This window comes from Novosphingobium sp. (assembly GCF_036820275.1).
Taxonomy (GTDB): Bacteria; Pseudomonadota; Alphaproteobacteria; order Sphingomonadales; family Sphingomonadaceae; genus Novosphingobium.
The window spans coordinates 137992-158004 of the sequence record NZ_DAISLT010000005.1; the positions used below are offsets into that span (position 1 = coordinate 137992).

Annotated in this window: 19 protein-coding genes; 1 reads left to right on the plus strand and 18 read right to left on the minus strand. The window is 63.9% G+C overall.

From position 1 onward, the window contains the following. Positions 1-52: 52 nt before the first annotated feature. From V7066_RS06055 to V7066_RS06140, 18 genes are all read right to left on the minus strand, one after another. Complete coding sequence (locus V7066_RS06055; protein WP_334182254.1) at positions 53-325, minus strand: hypothetical protein; 273 nt, start codon at positions 323-325, stop codon at positions 53-55. An 87-nt stretch (positions 326-412) separates the two neighbouring features. Continuing rightward, complete coding sequence (locus V7066_RS06060; protein WP_334182255.1) at positions 413-814, minus strand: hypothetical protein; 402 nt, start codon at positions 812-814, stop codon at positions 413-415. 534 nt (positions 815-1348) lie between these two features. Next, entirely contained in the window at positions 1349-3889 is a 2541-nt protein-coding gene (locus V7066_RS06065; RefSeq protein WP_334182256.1) for a heavy metal translocating P-type ATPase, read from the minus strand. Continuing rightward, a complete protein-coding gene (locus V7066_RS06070; protein WP_008828948.1) occupies positions 3889-4494 on the minus strand; it encodes a cation transporter in 606 nt (201 codons plus the stop codon). The genes V7066_RS06065 and V7066_RS06070 overlap by 1 nt, the downstream gene beginning before the upstream one ends. Beyond that, positions 4491-5174: a ZIP family metal transporter gene (locus V7066_RS06075; protein WP_008828949.1), complete on the minus strand. Its 684-nt coding sequence runs from the start codon at positions 5172-5174 to the stop codon at positions 4491-4493. The genes V7066_RS06070 and V7066_RS06075 overlap by 4 nt, the downstream gene beginning before the upstream one ends. Positions 5175-5205: 31 nt before the next feature. Then, on the minus strand, positions 5206-5580 hold the full coding sequence (locus tag V7066_RS06080) for a hypothetical protein (protein WP_037518299.1): 375 nt from the start codon (positions 5578-5580) through the stop codon (positions 5206-5208). A 23-nt stretch (positions 5581-5603) separates the two neighbouring features. After that, positions 5604-6089, minus strand: a complete 486-nt coding sequence (locus tag V7066_RS06085; RefSeq protein ID WP_334182257.1) for a hypothetical protein — start codon at positions 6087-6089, stop codon at positions 5604-5606. Then, entirely contained in the window at positions 6086-6541 is a 456-nt protein-coding gene (locus tag V7066_RS06090; protein ID WP_132470109.1) for an MgtC/SapB family protein, read from the minus strand. Before V7066_RS06090 ends, V7066_RS06085 begins: the two co-directional genes overlap by 4 nt. Continuing rightward, a complete protein-coding gene (locus V7066_RS06095) occupies positions 6541-7092 on the minus strand; it encodes a hypothetical protein (RefSeq protein ID WP_291552501.1) in 552 nt (183 codons plus the stop codon). Before V7066_RS06095 ends, V7066_RS06090 begins: the two co-directional genes overlap by 1 nt. A gap of 5 nt (positions 7093-7097) precedes the next feature. Next, positions 7098-7400, minus strand: coding sequence for a TFIIB-type zinc ribbon-containing protein (locus tag V7066_RS06100; RefSeq protein ID WP_082370184.1), 303 nt, complete (start codon positions 7398-7400; stop codon positions 7098-7100). Positions 7401-7431: 31 nt separating this feature from the next. Beyond that, complete coding sequence (locus V7066_RS06105) at positions 7432-7932, minus strand: SRPBCC family protein (RefSeq protein WP_008828955.1); 501 nt, start codon at positions 7930-7932, stop codon at positions 7432-7434. Positions 7933-8079: 147 nt separating this feature from the next. After that, positions 8080-8427, minus strand: coding sequence for a DUF190 domain-containing protein (locus tag V7066_RS06110; protein ID WP_054435813.1), 348 nt, complete (start codon positions 8425-8427; stop codon positions 8080-8082). Further along, positions 8427-11681: an efflux RND transporter permease subunit gene (locus tag V7066_RS06115; protein WP_008828957.1), complete on the minus strand. Its 3255-nt coding sequence runs from the start codon at positions 11679-11681 to the stop codon at positions 8427-8429. The genes V7066_RS06110 and V7066_RS06115 overlap by 1 nt, the downstream gene beginning before the upstream one ends. Before the next feature lie 3 nt (positions 11682-11684). Next, complete coding sequence (locus V7066_RS06120; protein WP_021243425.1) at positions 11685-12848, minus strand: efflux RND transporter periplasmic adaptor subunit; 1164 nt, start codon at positions 12846-12848, stop codon at positions 11685-11687. After that, positions 12848-14206: a TolC family protein gene (locus V7066_RS06125; RefSeq protein WP_031290466.1), complete on the minus strand. Its 1359-nt coding sequence runs from the start codon at positions 14204-14206 to the stop codon at positions 12848-12850. The genes V7066_RS06120 and V7066_RS06125 overlap by 1 nt, the downstream gene beginning before the upstream one ends. 65 nt (positions 14207-14271) lie before the next feature. Beyond that, positions 14272-14505 (minus strand): hypothetical protein, encoded by a 234-nt coding sequence (locus tag V7066_RS06130; RefSeq protein ID WP_054435809.1) that lies wholly within the window; start codon positions 14503-14505, stop codon positions 14272-14274. A 349-nt stretch (positions 14506-14854) separates the two neighbouring features. After that, the gene (locus V7066_RS06135) at positions 14855-16846 is read right to left on the minus strand and encodes a cytochrome c/FTR1 family iron permease (protein ID WP_369818185.1); all 1992 of its coding nucleotides are present in this window, start codon (positions 16844-16846) and stop codon (positions 14855-14857) included. Between the two features lie 107 nt (positions 16847-16953). Continuing rightward, complete coding sequence (locus V7066_RS06140; protein ID WP_054435807.1) at positions 16954-17373, minus strand: MerR family transcriptional regulator; 420 nt, start codon at positions 17371-17373, stop codon at positions 16954-16956. A 67-nt stretch (positions 17374-17440) separates the two neighbouring features. Here V7066_RS06140 and V7066_RS06145 point away from each other — a divergent pair, with 67 nt between their 5' ends. After that, complete coding sequence (locus V7066_RS06145) at positions 17441-19963, plus strand: heavy metal translocating P-type ATPase (protein ID WP_334182258.1); 2523 nt, start codon at positions 17441-17443, stop codon at positions 19961-19963. Positions 19964-20013: the final 50 nt, after the last annotated feature.

A 20013-nucleotide genomic window follows, 5' to 3' on the forward strand; every position in this document is an offset into this window, starting at 1 on the left:
ATGCCACCGATGGCCTAGCCGTCTATGCGACCAAATGCGGCCTTAGCCTTGCTTAGCCCGCAGCTTGAGGGGACAGCCCAGCGCCGCGCATTTTGGCGCCGCAGTCGCTCATGCTCATTTTCATGGCGTGGCAGTCGCAATCAGAATTTCTGGAGGCATCGGACAGCCACACGCGTCGCAACGGGGCGAGAGAGCTACGCGAACCGAAACTCGCAGCCTGACGCCATTCGTAGTGGCCAGAAGAGGCATTGGTAGGGGCTGCCTGGGCATTGCCGGCAAGCAGGAGGGCAGCGGCGAATGCCACCGTCGAAGTCGTGAACTTCATGAAACTATCTCCAAATCTGAATGAAATGAGCAGCCGTGACGCGCGCGGGGAGGTCCCGTGCGGGGTGGCTGGCTCGAAGAAGTCAGATCAGGCGATAGGGGGCTGGATATCCGGGGGAGGCGAACGCCCAAACATTGGGTTTTCGAGCCCTGGGCGCTGTGTCGCTTGCCGATAGTACGCAAGCAATTCAGGTGTTGCGCTACTCGGGAGGGCAGCTGAAATCCCTGCGCACGCGATCATGTAGTTGAGGCAATCGGTCGGTGTGCAGTTCTTGTGCCTTTCCGGTTGACCGCCTTCGATCGCCGAAGCTTGATCCATCATCTGCATGCAGTCGGCCATAGCCATCTGCTCGCTCTGCATCGGCTCCGGTCCCCGCTGGGCAAAGGCTGCACTTTGCTCTGTCACTACGAACAGCGCCAGCGTGAGCAGCAGGGAAAGGACTCGGCGAACCATGATTGTTGATTGCAGCTCTAGCAATGGAAATGTCAACGAAGTTTAGTTCTTGTTCCGTGCCGATTCGGTTACGAAAGCCGCTTCGCGAACGAACCGAACCTTTTTCAACGAACGGCTGGTTTTGGGCACGGATGCATCTGGCTTGAATGCCGAGATGGGCTCACTGCCGCCCGCCAGCTCAAAAGAAAGGGGATGACGCGTTCCGGCAGGAATGGTCGTTTAGCTGCGTGCCGCGGAACGGTTTCAGGTAGTCGACACCTGCCGATAGGCTCGTTCTATCGTACCTCAATGATCGGCGCTGAGATAATCAGTCCGGCATTTAAGGTATGAAATATTCGCCATTTCTTAGTCCAGTGTTTGAGGAAAACCGACACGTTCTAATTGCCCCGGAATTGGCCAAATTTAACATAACTATTATTATCGGTCTAAATGTTTTAGTCTATGTAGGTCCGTGGCCAACCCGGGTGGCATTGCAATATGCTTTGCAAGCTCAGGAGCCCATTGGAGCATCATCGCTGCCATGAGCCGCCGTTCCGTCGCTGACGATCCAAGCATAGTAGCAACTTGGCGCTATGCCGTTTGCTTCGCCGGATCGCGGTAGGCGAGCAGCCGCAGCGCATTGAACACGACCAGCAGCGTCGAGCCTTCGTGCATCGCGACCGCCGGGCCGATGCCCAGCCCCAAGATCGTCGCAGGCACGAGGAACGCGACGACGCCGAGGCTGACGAACACATTCTGCCGGATGATGCCGCGGGTGTGGCGGCTTAGGCCAACCGCGAACGGCAGGTGTGCGAGATCGTCGGCCATCAGCGCGACGTCCGCCGTCTCCAGCGCCACGTCTGAGCCGGCGGCGCCCATCGCGATGCCGACCGTAGCGCTCGCCATCGCCGGCGCATCGTTGACGCCATCCCCGACCATCGCAACCTTGTCTTCGCCGGCGAGCTTCTTGATCGAGGCAACCTTATCCTCCGGCATCAGGTCTCCCCAAGCCTCGTCGAGGCCAACGTCCTTGGCGATGGCGTTGGCCACCTTCTGATGGTCGCCCGAGATCATGATCATCCGGGTGATGCCCATCTCGCGGAGCCGCTTGAGCGCAACCTTGGCCGCTTCGCGTGGCGTATCCATCAGCCCGATGGCGCCGATGTCCTTGTCGCCCTTGCGCACTACCATCGTCGTGCGCCCGCCCTCGCGCAGTGTTGCGATGGCGTCGGTCGCGGCCGCGTTCAGTGTAGGGATACCCTCCTTGCCGAACATCTCGGCCTTGCCGATCCACACCGTCTCGCCATCGACGGTCGCGGTAACGCCGCGTCCAGTCAGGCTCTTGAGATCGGTCGCGGTCGGCAGCTCGCGGTCACCCAAGCGCTCGCGTCCATCCTTCACGATCGCCTGCGCCAGCGGGTGATCGCTCAATCCCTCGACCGCGATAGCGAGCGCCAACAAATCCTCTTCGCTCGCGCCATCGACGGGCACGACATCGGTGATGCGGGGCCGCCCTTCGGTCAACGTCCCCGTCTTGTCGAACGCAATCGCCTTGAGCGAGCCGAGGTTTTCCAGTGGGGCACCACCCTTAACCAGCACGCCGGCGCGTGCCGCGCGCGCGACGCCGGACAGCACCGCGCTGGGGGTAGCGATCGCCAGCGCGCAGGGGCTGGCCGCAACCAGCACCGCCATCGCGCGATAGAAGCTGTCGCGAAACGGCTCGTCGACGACGACCCACGCGAACAGCAGGATGAACGACAGGGCCAGCACCGCCGGCACGAAGACACGCTCAAACCGATCGGTGAAGCGCTGCGTCGGCGACTTCTGCGTCTCCGCTTCGCTCACCATCTTCACGACCTTGGCGAGCGCGCTTTCGTTGGAACGTCGCGTCACCTCGATCTCGATCGCCGCGCCGCCATTGATCGTGCCGGCGAACACCCGCGACGTCGCCTCGACCGCATCGGGCTTCGCGCGCGCCGCCTCGACATCGGCGACCGGCTCCTTGTCGACCGGAATGCTCTCGCCGGTGACGGGGGCCTGGTTGATCGCGCTCGACCCCTTGATGACGAAGCCGTCGGCGGGCAGGCGTTCATTCGGGCGCACGACCACGATGTCGCCGACCACCAGCTCCTCGACGGGAATCTCCCTCGTCTGCCCGTCACGGCGCACCGTCGCCTTGTCGGGCGCGAGTTCGGCCAGCGCCTCGATCGCGCGCTTCGCGCGACCCATCGCATAATGCTCAAGCGCATGGCCGAGGCTGAACAGGAACAGCAGCAGCGCGCCTTCTGCCCAGGCACCGAGCGCCGCGGCGCCGGCGGCCGCGACGAGCATCAGCGTATCGATCTCGAATTTCTTGAGCTTTAGATTGTCGATCGCCTCGCGCAGCGTGAAGAAGCCGCCGAACATATAGGCGCCGACATAGAAGGCGGTCGGCAGCCAGTCGGCGGCGCCCGCAACCAGCTTCTCGATCGCGAAGCCGATCGCTAGCAGCGCGCCGCAGGCGAGCGCGAAGATCAGCTCGGTATTTGGGCCGAGGAAATTGGCGTGGGCGTGATCGTGGCCATCGCCCGGTCCGTGCTTTTCTGCGCCTTCGGCATGACCGCCAGGCCCGTGATCGTGCCCGGCATGGTCGCCCGCGCCGTGATCGTCTCCAGCATGATCGCCGGCATGATCGGAGCCAGTCCGCTTGCCCGGCTTGACCTTGAGCTTGCCCAGCGCCGCGACGATCGTCGCCTCGTCGACGCGCTCCTTGTCATATTCGACCCGCACGCTGCCCGAGGCGCTGGCGTCCGCCTGCAGCACGCCGGGCACCTGGCACAGAGTCTCGCCGACGGTGCGGGCGCGGCGCTCGTGCCCGATCCCCTCGACTTGCCATGTCGCATGGCCGTATCGCCCGCTGATATCGGCGCCCGCCGCCCGCACCATCTCGCGCACACGCGGCAGCGGAAGCGCCGTCCCGTCGAAATGAATGCAGAGCTTCGCCGGCGTCTCGCCATCGGCAGGCAGGACATGCGCGCGCTCGACGCCGGGCTTGGCGCTCAGCGTCGAGACGAGACGCCCGACACAAGCATCGGCCACATCGGGAACCTCCGGCAGCAGGACGGGGATATCGAGTTCGAGCTTTTCGGTCATCACGCCGTCTCCGCGTTGGTCTTGGTTTCTGCCTGCGCATCACGCAGGATTTCGATGCCGCCCTTGATCGCGATAAGAGCAGTAGCCAGGCCCACCAGCAGATCGGGCCAATTCGTCCCAAGCCAAAGCACCAGCGCGCCCGCGATCAGGATGCCGCCGTTGGAGATGAAGTCGTTGAAACTGAACGTGGTTGCGGCACGCAGGTTCACATCGGGCTGCTTGAGCTTCTGGAGCAGGCGCAGGCAAACATAGTTCACGACGCCGGCGATGGCCGACATCACCATCATCGTCGGGCCGATCGGATCGCTGCCCTGGACATAGCGGCGGCCGACGTCGATCAGGATGCCGACGGCGAAGATCAGCAGCATGACGCCCGACACGGTTGCGGCCCGCGTCTTCCACGTCGGCCCGTGGCTGAGCGCAATAAGGCTCAGCGCATAGACCGCGGTGTCCGACAGGTTGTCGACGCCGTTGGCGATGAGTGCGCTGGAATCGCCGATCAGGCCCGTCATGAAGAAGCCCGCGGCGATCGCCGCGTTGAGCAGCAGCACGATCCAGAGTGTGCGCCGCTCAGCTGAGACCTTTGCGTCTGGTGAAGCCGTCATGCCATGATTTCCTCGATCAGCAGGAGGATGAGGAAGCCGACGAAGAACATCGCGCTGATAAGCGGCGAGTCCGGCTTCTCGTGCGCCTCGACCAGCAGCTCTTCGGTAACGAGATAAAGCAGCGCCATCAGGCCGAAGCTCAGGAAGCCGGTGATCCATATCGGCGACAGCAGCGCTACCGGCTGCGCGACCAGAGCGCCGATCGGCACCAGCACTGCCAGCGCGCAGGTCAGTCCGATCGCCTTCGCCTTGCGATACCGGCCCGCCAGATCGTTGGTGAGGGTCAGGGCCAGGAACAGCACTTCGAGGGTCAGCGCGACGGCCAGCAGCGTGCCCGCCTTCTCGCCGGCAATGAAAGCGAGGCCGAGAACCAAGCCGTCTATCGCCAGATCGAGTCCGATTGCGGCGAGAAGTGCCACCGGCCCTTCCCATCGGCTTTCCGCCGCCTTGAGCCCGAGCATTACGGCGACGCCCAGCGCCCCACCGATCAGCGTCGCGGTCGGAGAACCGCCGTGCATCACCAGCGGCAGGATCTCCGTCGCAGCAGCGGCGAACACCACGCCGGCCGCGAGATGCTGCATCGCCGCCACCAGCTTCTCGCCGGGGGTGCGCCATCCGGCGATCAGCGCGCCGATCATGATCGCGATCATCGGGATCAGGGAAAATTTGAGCGCCGCCATCGTTAGCGCCCCTCTGTGCCGGGTGGATTGGTCACAAGCTCGTATCCTTCCTGCACAAGACGGGGGGCTTGTCCCCTTCCTCGATCTTGAGTTCGTTGCCCGAGAACATCGCGCTCATCGTGTCGCCGACATATTGAAGCCCGGCCGCAGGCGCGGTCAGGACAACCGGCGCAGCGTTCCCGTCGCGGCGCAGCTCGAGCGTCAGGCCCTCATTCTTGAAGTCGACGAGGAGCGGGCGATCGTCGTCGCACCGATAGGGGTGGCGACCAGGGATGCCGCTGGCATCCCCGCTGTCCCCGGCGTGGATTTCCTGTTCGGTGGGTTTCGCCTTGCGAGGCTGTTCCGAACAGCCCGACGACGCCAGCACGAGGGCTATGCCGGCGAACCCAAACCAAACCGGCGTCACAGCCGCTTCCGGGAAGAGCCTATTCATCCAAGCCATTGGGCAGCTCCGACGACACTGACGATCATGAGCATGACGCCGATCAGGATCAGTTTTTCAGGGCGCGGATCGGCGACGTTGCGGATGCGCGCCGCGACCTGCCAGGCAGGCCGCAGCGGGACGCGCCGGGACCCCGCCGCGATCCGGTCCAACTCGGCATCCGAAAGCTGGAAAAACGCTTTCACGTCGGCCCGAGAGCGTCCCGCAAGACCCGTCACGCGAAACACCGGATCGACCCAGGCCAGATCGACGGCACTTGGGCTCGCCGCCATCGGGGCGATGTCGTCGCCCGCTGCCCATGACGGACGCAGCAGCGCGATAAGCCGGTGCGGATCGCGTTCGAGCAGAGACGCCCACCGCTCCAAACGCGAACGACGGTCGTCGCTTGGGCGCGGCGACACCGGCCCGAATTGCCCGCCACTCTTGGGCACCCGCCGCGTCGCGCGCGTTTCGGAGGGACGATTGTGCCTCATTGTCGATCAGCCGGCTCGGCGCGATCCTGGGAGGCGCGCTTCAGTGGATGAGAGAAGTGCAGCGTCAGGAAGGTGGTCAGGCTGAGGATCACAGCGATGTCGTAAAGACCATAGCCGACCGCGGCGCCCAGTGCCCCCGTCGCCCAGAGGCTCGCAGCGGTCGCGGTTCCGGACGCTTTTCCGGCGTGCTTCAATATGGCGCCGCCGCCAATGAAGCCGACGCCGGTAATCAATCCTTCAAGCAGGCGAGCTTGGGCAGGAGACGTGCGTCCGAGAATGGCGATACCTACGAGTACGAACCTGCAACTGGCGATGGCGACCAGCGGAAAGGTCCGGATGCCGGCGCTGCGTTCATCCTTCTCCCGGTTCCAGCCAACCGGAAGCGCCAACGCATAGGCCAGCGCGAGACTGACGATATGGGAAAGCGACTCCTCCCATGACGAGATCGTCATCATGCGGCCGAACCTTCAGCCTGGCCGCTCGCTACCCCTTCCGGTGCATCCTGATAGGCCAGCACCCTGTTGCAGGCCAAGGCAGGCGCGCCGGGGCGCTTGAGCGTGATCCGGTCGCCGCCTGAGATCGACACATTGAGGTTCCGGCCGACATAGGTCCGCCCGCTTGCCGGCGATGTCACCCGTTCCGGAGCGGCGTTCGGTCGAGTCTTTATGTCTAGGGTCAGGCCATCGCCGAGGAAGTCGACATCGAGGCGCGACCCATCAGGACAGGCGTAGAAATGCTCGCCGATGAAGTTGGGCAGCTCGCGATCACGCGACGCTTCGGCCTCGCTCTTGTTGGTGGCTGGCGAGCAGCCGACCAGACCCGGCGCCAGAGCAAGCCCGGTCGCGAGGATGATCCCCCGAACTGGGCCGCTCCGAAGGCGCCGAGCCGCTATTTCCCCGTCTTTCCACGATCTATCGCCATGGGCGCTACAGGGGGCACGCCCATGGCGCGGGCCGTTCTCACACGGACACTCGAAGGACTCGTTGTGTGGCGGCCGATTCATAGCAGTCAGTCGAACAATTCGCTCAGAAAGCCCTTGCGGCGGCCCTTATGGCCCCGCTCGTAGCCGTGCTTTCCGCCATGATCGCCATGGCCGCGATCGTCGGATATTCCGAGACGAGCGCCGCTCAACGGCCGTACTCCTTCATCCCCGGCGCTGCGCTCGATGATCTTGTCGAGTTCGCCGCGATCGAGCCAGACGCCGCGACATTGCGGGCAATAGTCGATTTCAATGCCCTGCCGTTCGCTCATGACGAGATCGACGCGGCACGTCGGGCACAGCAGCCCTTGGGAGGGACGACTATCTACCATGATGGATACCTTTCTTCGGGATGTTGGCCGGTCAGTCGTTCGCAGCGCCGCGAGGAGGCGGTGGCTTGATAGGGCGCCGACTGTGGCGATTGGACCGCCCTGGCAGTCGCGATTGCCGCCGCAGAAGATTGAGAAACGCCGCGTCCTGTTGCCGCATGGTCCGGCGCAGACCTTTGCGCATCATGCGGCCGAACAGGCCGCCGATGACGCCGCGACACTCGACCGAATGGCGCACGCAGACGCCGTTCGCGATTGGCTCGATCTCGTAACGTTCGTCGAAGGTCAGAAACCCCCGCACGCCCATCTGCCATCCAATCAGTTCGGGCTTTATTAGCCTGTTGATGATCATCTGCGTCGTCATCTTGCGATCGCCTTTGAAGAGCAGCCAGGTAATGTCCATTTCGGCACCCCGCTCCGCCTCGCCCGCGATGCGATAGATCGGGTGCCAGCGCGCATAGCCTTTCAAATCGGACAGCAACGACCAGACCCGCAGCGCTGACATATTGAAATCGAATGTGGTTTCTTCCTTCATGGTAGCCTGTCCTGTCCGACCAAGGCGCGGCCAAGCCGGAGGCCGCGCAAAAGCGGCCTCCTTCCCGACCAAACGGGCGATTGAGGGGAGATGGCGAGCCTTCAGGGGATCGCACGCCGCCGACCCCCGCGCTTGCCGGACCGAAGTTCATCGGCTCGGGCTTTCCAGGGCCTGGCTTGCCTTGCCGCCGATGACCTCGACGGCTTCGAGCGTCATTAGACCAATGTCGGGCACGTCACTCAGACCGGCGACGAACGCGCGCAAAGCGTCCTCGAAATCGACGATTTCGATCACCACTGCCCGATCACTCTCAAGCACATGGCGTCGGTGAACGTGCGCCGATGCCCCGAAGCCTATCAGCGCCTCAAGCACCGTCAGGCCTGCCATCTTTTGATCGCGCGCCAACGAGGCCACATATTCGAAGACCTTGCGATCGCCGATATAGGCCGCTTCATCCGTATAGATGCGCAGCAGTTTCCGAACCGGTTCTCCCATCATGCTTCTCCTTTCAGCGGGGCGGGTTCCTCGCCATGCGGCGTGTTCGCCTCTTGCTCATTTTGACGATCGGTCCGCCCGAGGATCACTTTCGCGATCGCCGGCAGCACCAGCAGTGTCAGGATGGTGGCGGCGACGAGACCGCCGATCACGGTGACGGCGAGCGGCTTCTGCACCTCCGCGCCGGTGCCGTGGGCGAGCGCCATCGGCACGAAGCCGATCGCTGGAACGAACCCGGTCATGATGACCGCCCGCATCTTCTCAGCCATACCGTGGCGGATTGCCTCCGCTACCGGCAGCCCAGCTTCGATGCGTTCCCGGATCGCGGACATAACTACAAGACCGTTCAGCACCGCCACGCCGGCAAGGCAGATGAACCCGACCGCCGCCGACACCGAAAAGTTGATGCCGGTCAGCAGCAACGTGAACACACCGCCCGCCAGCCCCAGCGGCACCGCCAAAAACACTGACGCTGCTCTGCCGAACCCGCCGAGCGCCATGTATAGCAACCCGAATATGACCAGGAAGCACAGCGGCACGACGATCGACAGGCGCTTCGATGCCGCGGCCAAGTTCTCGAACTGACCGCCCCATTCGAGGTAGTAACCGGCAGGCAACTTGACCTGTGCGATCTTCGCTTGCGCTTCCTGGACGAATGAACCCGCATCGCGGCCACCGAGATTGACCTGGACGACCACACGACGCTTGCCGTTTTCCCGGCTGATCTGATTCAGGCCTTCCGTCAGCCGGATTTGCGCCACTTGCGCAAGCGGCACCTGGGCACGCGGCCGTCCTTCGACTTCTGGCAGCAGCACCGGCAGCGTCCGGATGTCGTCAAGGTTTGCGCGCGTCGCTTCAGGTACGCGCACGGTGACATCGAACCGCCGATCGCCCTCGTACACGAGCCCCGACTCACGGCCGCCGAGCCCTGCCGCAACCGTGTCCGCAACGTCGCGCACTGTAAGACCTAGCCGCGCTATGGCGGCGCGGTCGAGCCTTACATCCAGCGCTGGCGCACCACCAACCTGCTCGGCCTTGACGCTGGCCGCACCGGGTATGGTCTGAAGCACCCGCACCATTTCGTTGGCGGTCAGCGCCATCTTGTCGAGATCGTCACCGTAGAGCTTGATCGCGACATCGCCGCGGACACCGGCGATCAATTCGTTGAAGCGAAGCTGGATAGGCTGGCTGACCTCGTAAAGATTCCCGAGCAGCCCTCCGGTCGCTTTCTCAATCTTCGCGACCACGTCAGCTTTGCTTGTGCCGGCGGCCCACTCTTCCTTTTCCTTCAGAATCACAAAGCCGTCGGATACGTTCGGCGGCATTGGGTCGCTGGCCACTTCCGCTGTGCCGGTCTTGGAAAACATCAAGGCGACTTCCGGAACCTTTATCACCGCCTCCTCGACCTTGCGTTCCATCGCCAGCGACTGATCGAGGCTGACCGAGGGCACGCGCGTTGATGCGAAGGCGAGATTTTTCTCGTCGAGCTGGGGAATAAACTCGGAGCCCAGCAGGCCAAATGCGGGAATTGCCGCCAGGAAAAAGGCAAGCCCGCCGAGGATGAACGGCCACGGGCGCGCGATCGCTTTGTCCAGCAACGGCAGGTAGCGGTCCTTGGACTTCCGGATCAGCCAAACGTCCTTTTCCGCGACTTTGCCACGTATCATGATCGCCACCAGCGCCGGCACCAGCGTAATCGCCAGGACGAATGCCGCCACCAGAGCGAGCATGATCGTAATCGCCATCGGCGAGAACGTCTTGCCTTCGGTGCCGGTGAAGGTGAGCAGTGGCGCGAAGGCGAGCAGGATGATCGCCTGACCGAAGACGGTCGGCTTAATCATCTCCTGCGCGGCCCGCATCGTCTCCTCGAGCCGTTCGCGCAGGGAGAGCAGTCGGCCTTCATGTTCCTGTCGATGCGCCAATCTGGCGAGGCAGTTTTCGATGATGATGACCGCGCCGTCGACAATCAGACCGAAGTCGAGCGCGCCGAGGCTCATCAGGTTGCCAGGGACTTTGAAGGCGTTCATCCCCATCGCCATCATCAGAAACGAGAACGGAATCACTAGCGTCGCGATCACCGCCGCGCGCCAGTTGCCGAGCAGCAGAAACAACGATGCTGCAACGAGGATTGCGCCTTCCGTCAGGTTGCGCTGAACCGTCGCCACCGTGGCCCCGACCAACGCGGCGCGGTTCAGCACCACCTTCACCTCGATACCCGGTGGCAGCGTCTTTGCTACCTGGTCGAGCTTGGCAGTCGCCGATTCAGCCACGACGCGGCTGTTCTGGCCGATCAACATCAGCACAGTGCCGATGACCGCCTCCCGGCCGTTCATGCTTCCGGCACCCGTCCGCAAATCGCCACCAACGCGAACGTTCGCGATCTGGCCGATGGTAATTGGCGTTCCGCCTCGCGTCGCCGCGACAGCATTGCGGATTTCATCAACAGTCCGCACGCGTGAGTCGACGCGCACGAGATAGGCTTCGCCCCCGCGATTATAGTAATTCGCGCCGACCGCGAGATTGGCGTTTTCGAGAGCCTGGCCAAGCTCGCTGTACGAGACACCGAAACTGGCGAGCTTCGTCGGATCCGGCTCGACCACGAAGGTCTTGGCATAACCGCCAATCGAATCGACCCCGGCAATGCCTTTAACCGATCGAAGTTGAGGGCCGATAATCCAATCCTGAACGGTGCGCAGGTAGCTTGCTTTGGCCACTGCATCAGTTAGCCGCTCGCCCTCGGGTGTCAGATAGCTGCCATCAGGCTGCCAGCCGGGTTGGCCGGCGACTTTTTTTGCGCCCTTGCCGTCCGGGTTGGCATAGCCAACCGTGTACATGACAATCTCGCCAAGTCCGGTCGACACCGGTCCGACCTGCGGCTGCACGCCGTCCGGCAGGTTTTCTGTCGCCTGGCGCAGCCGTTCACCGACCTGCTGACGCGCGAAATAGAGGTCGGTATCGTCGGTGAAGATCGCACTCACCTGGCTGAAGCCGTTTCGCGAGATCGAGCGCGTCGTCTCGAGTCCGGGAATGCCGGCGAGCGCGATTTCAACCGGGTAGGTTACGAGTTTCTCGATCTCGACCGGCGAGAGCCGCGGGTCGACCGTGTTGATCTGAACCTGCTTCGTGGTGATGTCGGGCACCGCGTCAATCGGCAGCTTGGAGAGCTGCCACACGCCGAGCCCGGCGATGACGAGGAACAAGGCAAGGACCGTCCAGCGGGCGCGGACGGAGAGCGCCATAAGGTTGGCTATCATGGTCTATTCTTCCTCGCCCGCGCCCTTGCCGAGTTCGGCCTTGAGCAGAAATGCGTTCTTGGTCGCGACTTGGGCGCCGCCAACGAGGCCCTTCAAGATCTCGACGCGACCATTGCTGCGCTGACCGATCGTGACGGTCTGCGCGCGGAAGCCCTTCGCGGTCCGCACGAACACGATGTCGCGCCCTTCGAGCGTCTGCACCGCATCCTCCGGCACCACGATCGCGTTGGACGTGCTGCCACGGCTCGGCAGCAGCCTCACCCGCACCGCGAGGCCGGGCTGAAGACTGCCCGACACGTCGAGAACGGCGGTCGCCGAGCGCGTGTCGTTGGCGAGTCCCGGCGTGACGGCGCGTACTCGCGCCTCCGCCGTTCGCCCGTCGGGCAGCTCGATGATAGCCCGATCGCCTGGAGTGAGCCGCTGTGCGTCCGTAGGACCGACCGCCGCCTCGATCTGAATCTTCGACGCATCAGCGACGCGCATCAGCTCGGTTTCAGGCTGGACGAACGCGCCTAGACTGACATTCTCCGAGGTGACACGGCCTGAAATCGGGCTCGAGACCGCCACACCGCGACCATCCGAGGTCACGCGCGCCGCGCCTGCCGCGACACTCGCGCGGCGCGCTTCGGCCGCGGCCGAAGCGGCTTCCGCCTCCGCCTGTTCCAGCTCGACTCGTGCCGAGACCTTCTGGCGGTATAGGTACTGCTCTCGGGCGAGCGCCTTTTGCGCCAAGGTCGATTTGGCAGCGGCAGCAGTGCGATCGGCGGCAAACTGTGCCGCGTCCCGGCTCTCGACGATAGCCAACGTCTCACCGGCGCGCACCGGATCACCGAGGCGCTTCATCAGCCGCGTCACCGCGCCGGCTGCGCGGGCGGTCACGATCGCCTCGCCTTGCAGCGATGCGCTGACCATCGCCTGCGCGACGATTTCCGCGCCGAGCCCGCCGGGATTGATTGTCTCTGTGGCGATGCCGGCCTGCTGGACCGCCTGCTCGGTCATCGCCACCGTGTCGGGGGTCTTTTCCTCTTCTGCCGGGGCAGCGGCGTTGCTGCTTGCCGCTTCGGTCGCGGCAGGTTCGCTCGCGGTCCAGCGTGCGATCCCGAAGCCGCCAAGTGCGGCAACGATCGCGACAGCCGCCGCACCGCCCAGGAGGCGCTTATCGTTCATCATCGATCTTCTCCGGAAATCATGGGGGCCGGCGTCGTGAGCCGGTCAAGCCGAGCCTGCGCGTCGTGGTACGCGGCGAGCGCATCGACGTAGGTCTGGCGGGTCTGTGAGAGCGTGCGCTCGGCATCGAGGAGCGCGATCTGGTCGAACTTGCCCTGCGTCCAGCCGATCCGCGCGATGCGGGCGGCTTCCTGTGCCGCCGCCAGCCCCGGTCCACCTGCCGCCCGCGCGGTCGCAGCGGCGTTCGCCACTTCGGTTTGCGCGCTGGCGATTTGCTGGCGGGTATCGATCACAGCAAGGTTGCGCAGCGCGATCGCCTGCGTCTGCTCCGATCGCGACTGCGCCACGAACGCGCTGCCGTTGTTGAACACTGGGATCGGGAAAGAGATACCCACCATCGCGGCGGTGTCATTGCTCGCCTCCAATCGGCGGGCGAAGGTGCTGACGGTCAGGTCGGGCACGCGCAGCGACCTCGCGACGCGCACTTGAGCATCGGCGGTACGCACGTCGGCCTCCGCCGCCGCCAGGGCCAACGTCCCTTCGACCTCGATCGGCCGTGGCGGTCCGTAGCCATCGATCCTCTCGAACCACGCGCGATCGAGCGGCCCCGTCACCGGTGCCGACAACAATGTCTCAAGGTTGGCCCGCGCCGCCTGTGCCTGGCGGGCGGCGCTGTCGGCCGCGACCTGCGCATTGATGCGAAGCACGTCGGCACGCTGTTGTTCGATCGGGCCGACGTCGCCAGCCTTCACACGCTCGCTTGAGACCCGGAAAGCATTGTTGGCAATCCCGGCCTGTTCGCTCAGCACTTCGGCGCGGCGCTCCGCGGCGGCGGCCTCGATATAGAGCTGCGTAATCCGCAGCCGGAGATCCGCTCGCGCGATTTCAGCCTGAACTTGAGCACGGGTGAGCCGCGCCGTTGCGAGCGCGACACGCGCCGGCCGCTTGCCGCCCAACTCCAGCGGGAGCGCCACACCCACTGTCGTTTCGGAACTTCGCAGGCCTTTATAAACGCCAGTGCCGGCCACGTTCTCGACCTGAGCCTGAAACTCGGGGTTGGGGCGTAGCCCGGCAACGCGCCGGGCTGCGGTCGCGGCATCGACGCCGGCCGTAGCCGCCGCGACCGATGGCAGGGGCGCAGGACCGTTACCCCCCGCCCCCGATGCCAAACCGTTGCTGACGACGGCCGATGGGACTGATGGCATACCGCCCGCAGCCAGAGCGTTCTCGAGCGAGAACGCATCTGCCGCTTGTGATGAAGAGGGCGTCGCTGGAATGCCGAGCGACGGTGCTGTCTGCGCCCCGGCCGTACTGGCCAAGGTCGCCGCGACCATGAAGGCCGCGATTGTACGATACATAGATGGTGACTCCTGACGAACCGAGTTCGCCCCGCGCAGCAATGGCTGGCGGGGTCAGCGGATTGTCAGGCTTGGGGCGGCCTTAGCGCGGGATCGGCAGTTGAAAGCGGCCGCATGGAGGGGCTTGCGAAGATGGGCGCGAGCCGAAGGTCGTGCATGAGTGCGGCATTGGAGATCTTGATCGGCGCTGCAACGTGATCGCCGTGGCAGCCGCCATGATGGTGAGGATACCCTTTGTCACCGTCGGAGGGCACCTGATCGGCATCGCCGGGCGCATGGCCCATGGCAACTTCGCTCACGCCTATTTCTTGCGATGAAACGCTTATATCCGGCCGTTCCAGCACATGTGCCGTCGCCGTCGTCCCCAAGGAGAGGGCGATCGTCAAATATGCAAGGATGTTAAGTAGGCGTCGCACGGAGAACGAACTAACAGGAAAGACGACAACGGGATAGACCCGACATCACAAGATTGATCGCGAGAGCGATCCGCAGCACCCGGTGCCATCGCGGATCGGGCGCCGCCGGCGCATCCGACTGGCAGCTACTACAGACCATGATTATCCACGCGTGCAAGCATCATGAGAAGCCTTATGCACCCTCTAGCCACTAGAGGGTCAAGACGAATATCGGGTCCTGGTCCGATCTTCATCAGGTGGTTGCAACGACGGCACGGCGCCGGTTGAGAGCGAACCCGCCAGCCACCGCGACGAGCATTAGCAACTGGGCACCCATCGACTGCACGGTCGGGAAGATGCCGAGCACCGAGACCCGAATTCCGCCCGCGAGCGGCGCAATGTCGATTATGCCGGCTTCCTGCAGCGCCGACACACCCTTGCCGGCGAGTACGATCGTGAGAAGCGCCATCAGCCACGCGCTGTAGGCGAAGAACTTCGCGATCGGCAGGTCGCGACTGTAGCGCAGCATCCCCCAGGCAATGAAGCCGAGCAGCAGGACCGCCGAGCCAGCGCCAGCCAGCATGACCCCGCCATTACCCTGGGTCCAGAGCGCGGCATAAAACAGGATGGTCTCGAACACCTCGCGATAGACGACAATGAAGGCCAGGCCGAACAGGAACCAAGCCGATTGCCGTGACAGTGCGTGCGACATTTTTTCGCGGATGTAGCGCTGCCATTGGTCCGCCTGCGCCTTGCCGTGCATCCAGATACCCACGGAGAGCAGGACGATGCCCGCGAACAGCGATCCAAAGCCTTCGGTCAACTCCCGGCTCGCGCCACTGATCCCGATCGCATAGGTTGCTACCGCCCAGGTCAGGCCGCCCGCCGCCAGCGCGCCGATCCAACCGCCATGAACATAGGGCAGCACCTCGGGTCGCTCGGCCTTGCGAAGGAAGGCGATCATCGCAACGACGATCAGCAGAGCTTCGAGCCCCTCGCGCAGCAGGATGGTGAACGCGCCCAGAAAGGTCGAAGCGCTGCTCGCCGCGTCCGGGGACAAGGCTGCATCGGCGTCGTCGAACAAGCCATCGAGCACCTGAACACGGCTCGCTATCTCGTCGGCTGGTCGACCTTGCTGGAGCGAGGCCCGAAATTCGCCCATGGCGCTTTCGATATGCCCCATGAGCGTTGCGTCACGCGCGGTCAGCATCGGTTCGAGCGGTTCGAATCCGTCGAGATAGGCCGATAGAGCCAGCTCCTGCGCACTGTGGCGGTCGCCCGCGCGATAGGCCGCAAGGCTCTGTCCAAGCTTCGCGCGTGCCACATCAAGGGAGCCGGATGCCTGCTGAACGACCACTTCCGGGTGGCGGCGCAAATAAGCAATGACCGTATCGGCCTTGTCTGCTCCCACGTCTTTGGCGAGGATCGCCGGAGTCATCCCGGCCAACGCGGTCAGATCGGGAATCCGCTGGCGAAGGCTAGGATCGGCTTTCCAGAGCCGTTCGCCTTCCTTAGCGGCGGCATCGGAAAAGGCGAAATGTCCAGCATAGAAGGCAAGCGCCCAGCGATCATCGGATGGCAGCGATGAGAAGCTTTGCATCGCGGTGCCGTCGATGCCCTGGTCAATCACCTGATAGAGCGCGAAGGGGCTGCGCTGGCGGGCGCGAGCAACGTCGGTGAACGCGATTGGCGGGGTGGCGAGCTTGGCGGCGTTCGGGCCGCGACCGTCGCCGGCCGCACCGTGGCAGCTCGCGCAATTCTGGGCGAAGAGCGTCGCACCACGAGCGAAATCGGGCGCCTTGGCTGGAGCAAGCGGGACCGGATAGGCCTTGAGCAGATCGGCGGCGAGACCATGGGCAAGGTCGGCAACCTGGTTCGGTGAGCCCTTGGCGGCAACAACCGCCTGAAGCCGTACCGCACGATCGATGAGCCTGCTGCGCTCGGGTGTTGGCGGCAGCGTCGCGAGACGCGCGGAGACCGACGCTGCAAACTCGGTCATTTCGCTATATTCGGACGCGCTCTTGACCTTTCCGCCGGAGACCGCGCCACCGTAATCGACTGCCATGTAGTCGAGCAGCCGCCATGCGGTCTGGACGTCAACTGTTTCGGCTTGGGCGATGGCGCTTGCGCCCAATGCGCAGGACGCAGCAGCAAGCACCGTCAATACGCGGAACACCCATCGGTGGAGTGAGGGTGCTCGCCCGCAGATCGACAAAAGGCAGAGGCTGCTCGAGGACGTAAACATCCGCTTCTTTTAGACCCTCTAGCAGCTAGAGGGTCAAGCAGTTTTTTGCGACTTGTTTGCATTAACGCAGCTAACCGCAAAAGCAAATCTGAGCCTGCCGCCCCCTCCTAACCGCCCGCGGCAGAATCCGGCGCCAGGGTTTCAATGATGCGGCATTCCGAAATGGTGCCGTGCCCACACTGGACGATCACGCTGCTCAATTCCGAGCGTAGCGTATTCAGATCCCGAAGCTTTCGGTCGATCTCGGCAAGATGATCGCGGGCGATCGTGTCCACAGCCTTGCACGAGATGCCCTTCTGGTCAGCGAGCTTGAGAAGCTCCTGGACCTGGCCGATTGAGAAACCCAGCGCGCGGGCGCGGCGGATGAAGCTGAGCCGTGCGAGATGCTGCGCAGAGTAGGCCCGATAATTGCCCTTGGTCCGACCCGGCGGGGCAAGCAAGCCCACACTCTCATAGTAGCGAATTGTCTCTACCTTCGTTCCGGTCGCGGTGGCGAGCTTTCCGATGCTGAGTAGCTCGACGGACATATCGTTTGACCCTCTAGTGACTTCAGGCTTTATAGAGGATGTCATTTCGAAGAGTCGAGGTGACGATATGATCGAGCAAACCGACGCACGCGCTTTAGCGATGGACCGCTGGTGGCGCTTCAAGGTCCGCGGGCTCGACTGCCAGAATGAGGTTCGACTCATCAAGGAGGTTCTCGTACCCCTTATCGGAGACGAGCAGCGTCTGTCGTTCCAGCCAAAGCACGGTTTCCTTGATGTCGACGTCGACTCAGGCATCGGGGTGGAGGCAGTGATTGAGGCCGTATCAACCACCGGGATGATAGCCGAATTGATCACCGCGGATGCGTTCACCGAGGATAAAGCAGAGGCCGACAGTTGCAGCAGCTGCTCGGGCGAACCGGTGCCTGCCCAACAGACGCTTCCCGACCGTCCGGATAGTGTCATCTTCAAAATCCACGGCATGGACTGCGGTGACGAAGTCGCAGTTCTCAAGCGCGAAGTCGGGCCGGTCGTTGGGTTGGGAAACCTGTCGTTTGATCTTATCAATGGCCGCATGTCCGTCGTGGGTACTTCGGACGCTGTACATCATGCCGGAATATTGAAGGCGGTCGAGCGCGCCGGCATGCGCGCCGAACTCTGGAAAGACGGCAAGAACAGTGCCGGTGCGCAAGGCGAGCAGCGTCGGCGCCGCATCCAGGCCGCGCTGACGATCGGGAGCGGCGTGTTGGTCGCGACGGGCTTTGCGATCCATGTCCGCGCGAGCGGCCTCGCTGCGGTGCTCCACGAGAGTCTGGCGCGTGAGACCCATCCCCCGCTCCTCGCCATGCTCGCCTATTCGCTGGCGATCCTCTCGGCGGTTCGGTACGTCGCCCCAAAGGCGATCCTTGCCGCGCGACGGCTCCGGCCAGACATGAACCTGCTCATGATCGTCGCGGTGGCAGGCGCCTTGGGCATCGGGCAATGGTTCGAAGCGGCGACGGTCGCATTCTTCTTCGCCCTCGCTCTCGCTCTCGAAGCGTGGAGCCTCGGACGTGCCCGCCGCGCCGTCGCCGCACTCATGGACATCGCGCCCGACACCGCCCGGATACGGGATGCCGCAGGCGTCGAGAAGGATGTGCCGGTCGCTGACGTCGCGGTCGGTACGCAGGTGATCGTTCCGCCCGGCGGCAAGATTCCGCTCGACGGGCGTGTGGTTGCGGGAACGAGCGCGGTCGATCAGGCGCCGATTACGGGCGAGAGCGTCCCCGTCACCGTCACGCATGGCGCAACGGTCTTTGCCGGGACCATCAACGGCATGGGCGCGATCGAGATCGTAACGACGCGGCCGGCCTCGGACACAACGCTCGCCCGTATCGTGCGCATGGTCGGTGAAGCGCAGAGCAAGCGTGCGCCGACCGAACAGTGGGTGGAGCGCTTCGCGCGGATCTACACGCCGGTTGTGATGCTGCTCGCGCTGGCAGTATTCCTTGTGCCGCCGCTTCTGCTCGGGGGCAGTTGGGCTGCCTGGTTTTATCAGGCGCTGGTTCTGCTCGTCATAGCCTGCCCTTGCGCCTTGGTCATCTCGACCCCCGTCAGCATCGTCGCGGGACTGACCGGCGCGGCCAAGCAGGGCGTGCTGGTCAAGGGAGGCATCCATCTAGAAATGCCTGCCCGCATCACCGCGATCGCGATGGACAAGACGGGCACGCTCACGCTTGGACGTCCCAAGGTTGTCGAGCTGGTCCCGCTTGGCGGCCGGGACGAGCTAGAACTCTTGGCGATTGCCGCGGCCATCGAAGCGCGAAGCGAGCACCCTATTGCGCGTGCGATCCTCGACGCCGCAGCAGGACGCGGCGTTGACGTGGTCCCTGCAAAAGCCGTGACGGCGTTGCCCGGCAAAGGCGTCGTTGGCACGATCGGCGGTCGAGAGGCCTGGGTCGGATCGCCGGGCTATCTTGGAGAGCGTCTTGGGGGCGCTCGCGATGATGCGCTCACCCTCCAATTGCATCGGATAGCCGTAGCTGGACTGACCGGGATCATTGTCGGTGAAGCGGCGTCAGTCGTCGGATTGATTGCGGTCGGTGACGCCGTGCGTCCCGAGGCAAGGCAGGTCATCGCGCAGCTGCATGAACTTGGCATCGCGCAGATCGTCATGCTGACCGGAGACAGTCGCGCGCCTGCCCAGGCCATCGGGCGCGACACCGGCATTGATGAAGTTCACGCCGAGCTGCTTCCGGAACAAAAGGTCGAGGCGATAGAAAGGCTGGTAGCACAGCACGGCCTCGTCGCCATGGTCGGCGACGGCGTCAATGACGCTCCGGCGATGGCGCGCTCGGGCCTCGGTATCGCAATGGGCGCGATTGGCAGCGACGCGGCGATCGAAACAGCAGATATCGCGCTGATGCAGGACGATCTCTCTCGCCTGCCGTGGCTCATTCGGCATTCGAGGGCGACGCTCGCCGTCATCCGGCAGAACATCGGCTTCTCGCTGGCGATAAAGCTCGTTTTCGCAGGCCTGACGCTGCTTGGCATGGCGTCGCTCTGGGGCGCGATTGCAGCGGATGTGGGCGCATCCCTCCTGGTCGTGCTCAATGGCATGCGTCTTGTCGGTCGTGGCGAGCGGGTTCAATAATCCGGTTACCCCGGGCAGCGAAGCAACAATTTAGGCTCACCCACCACCCA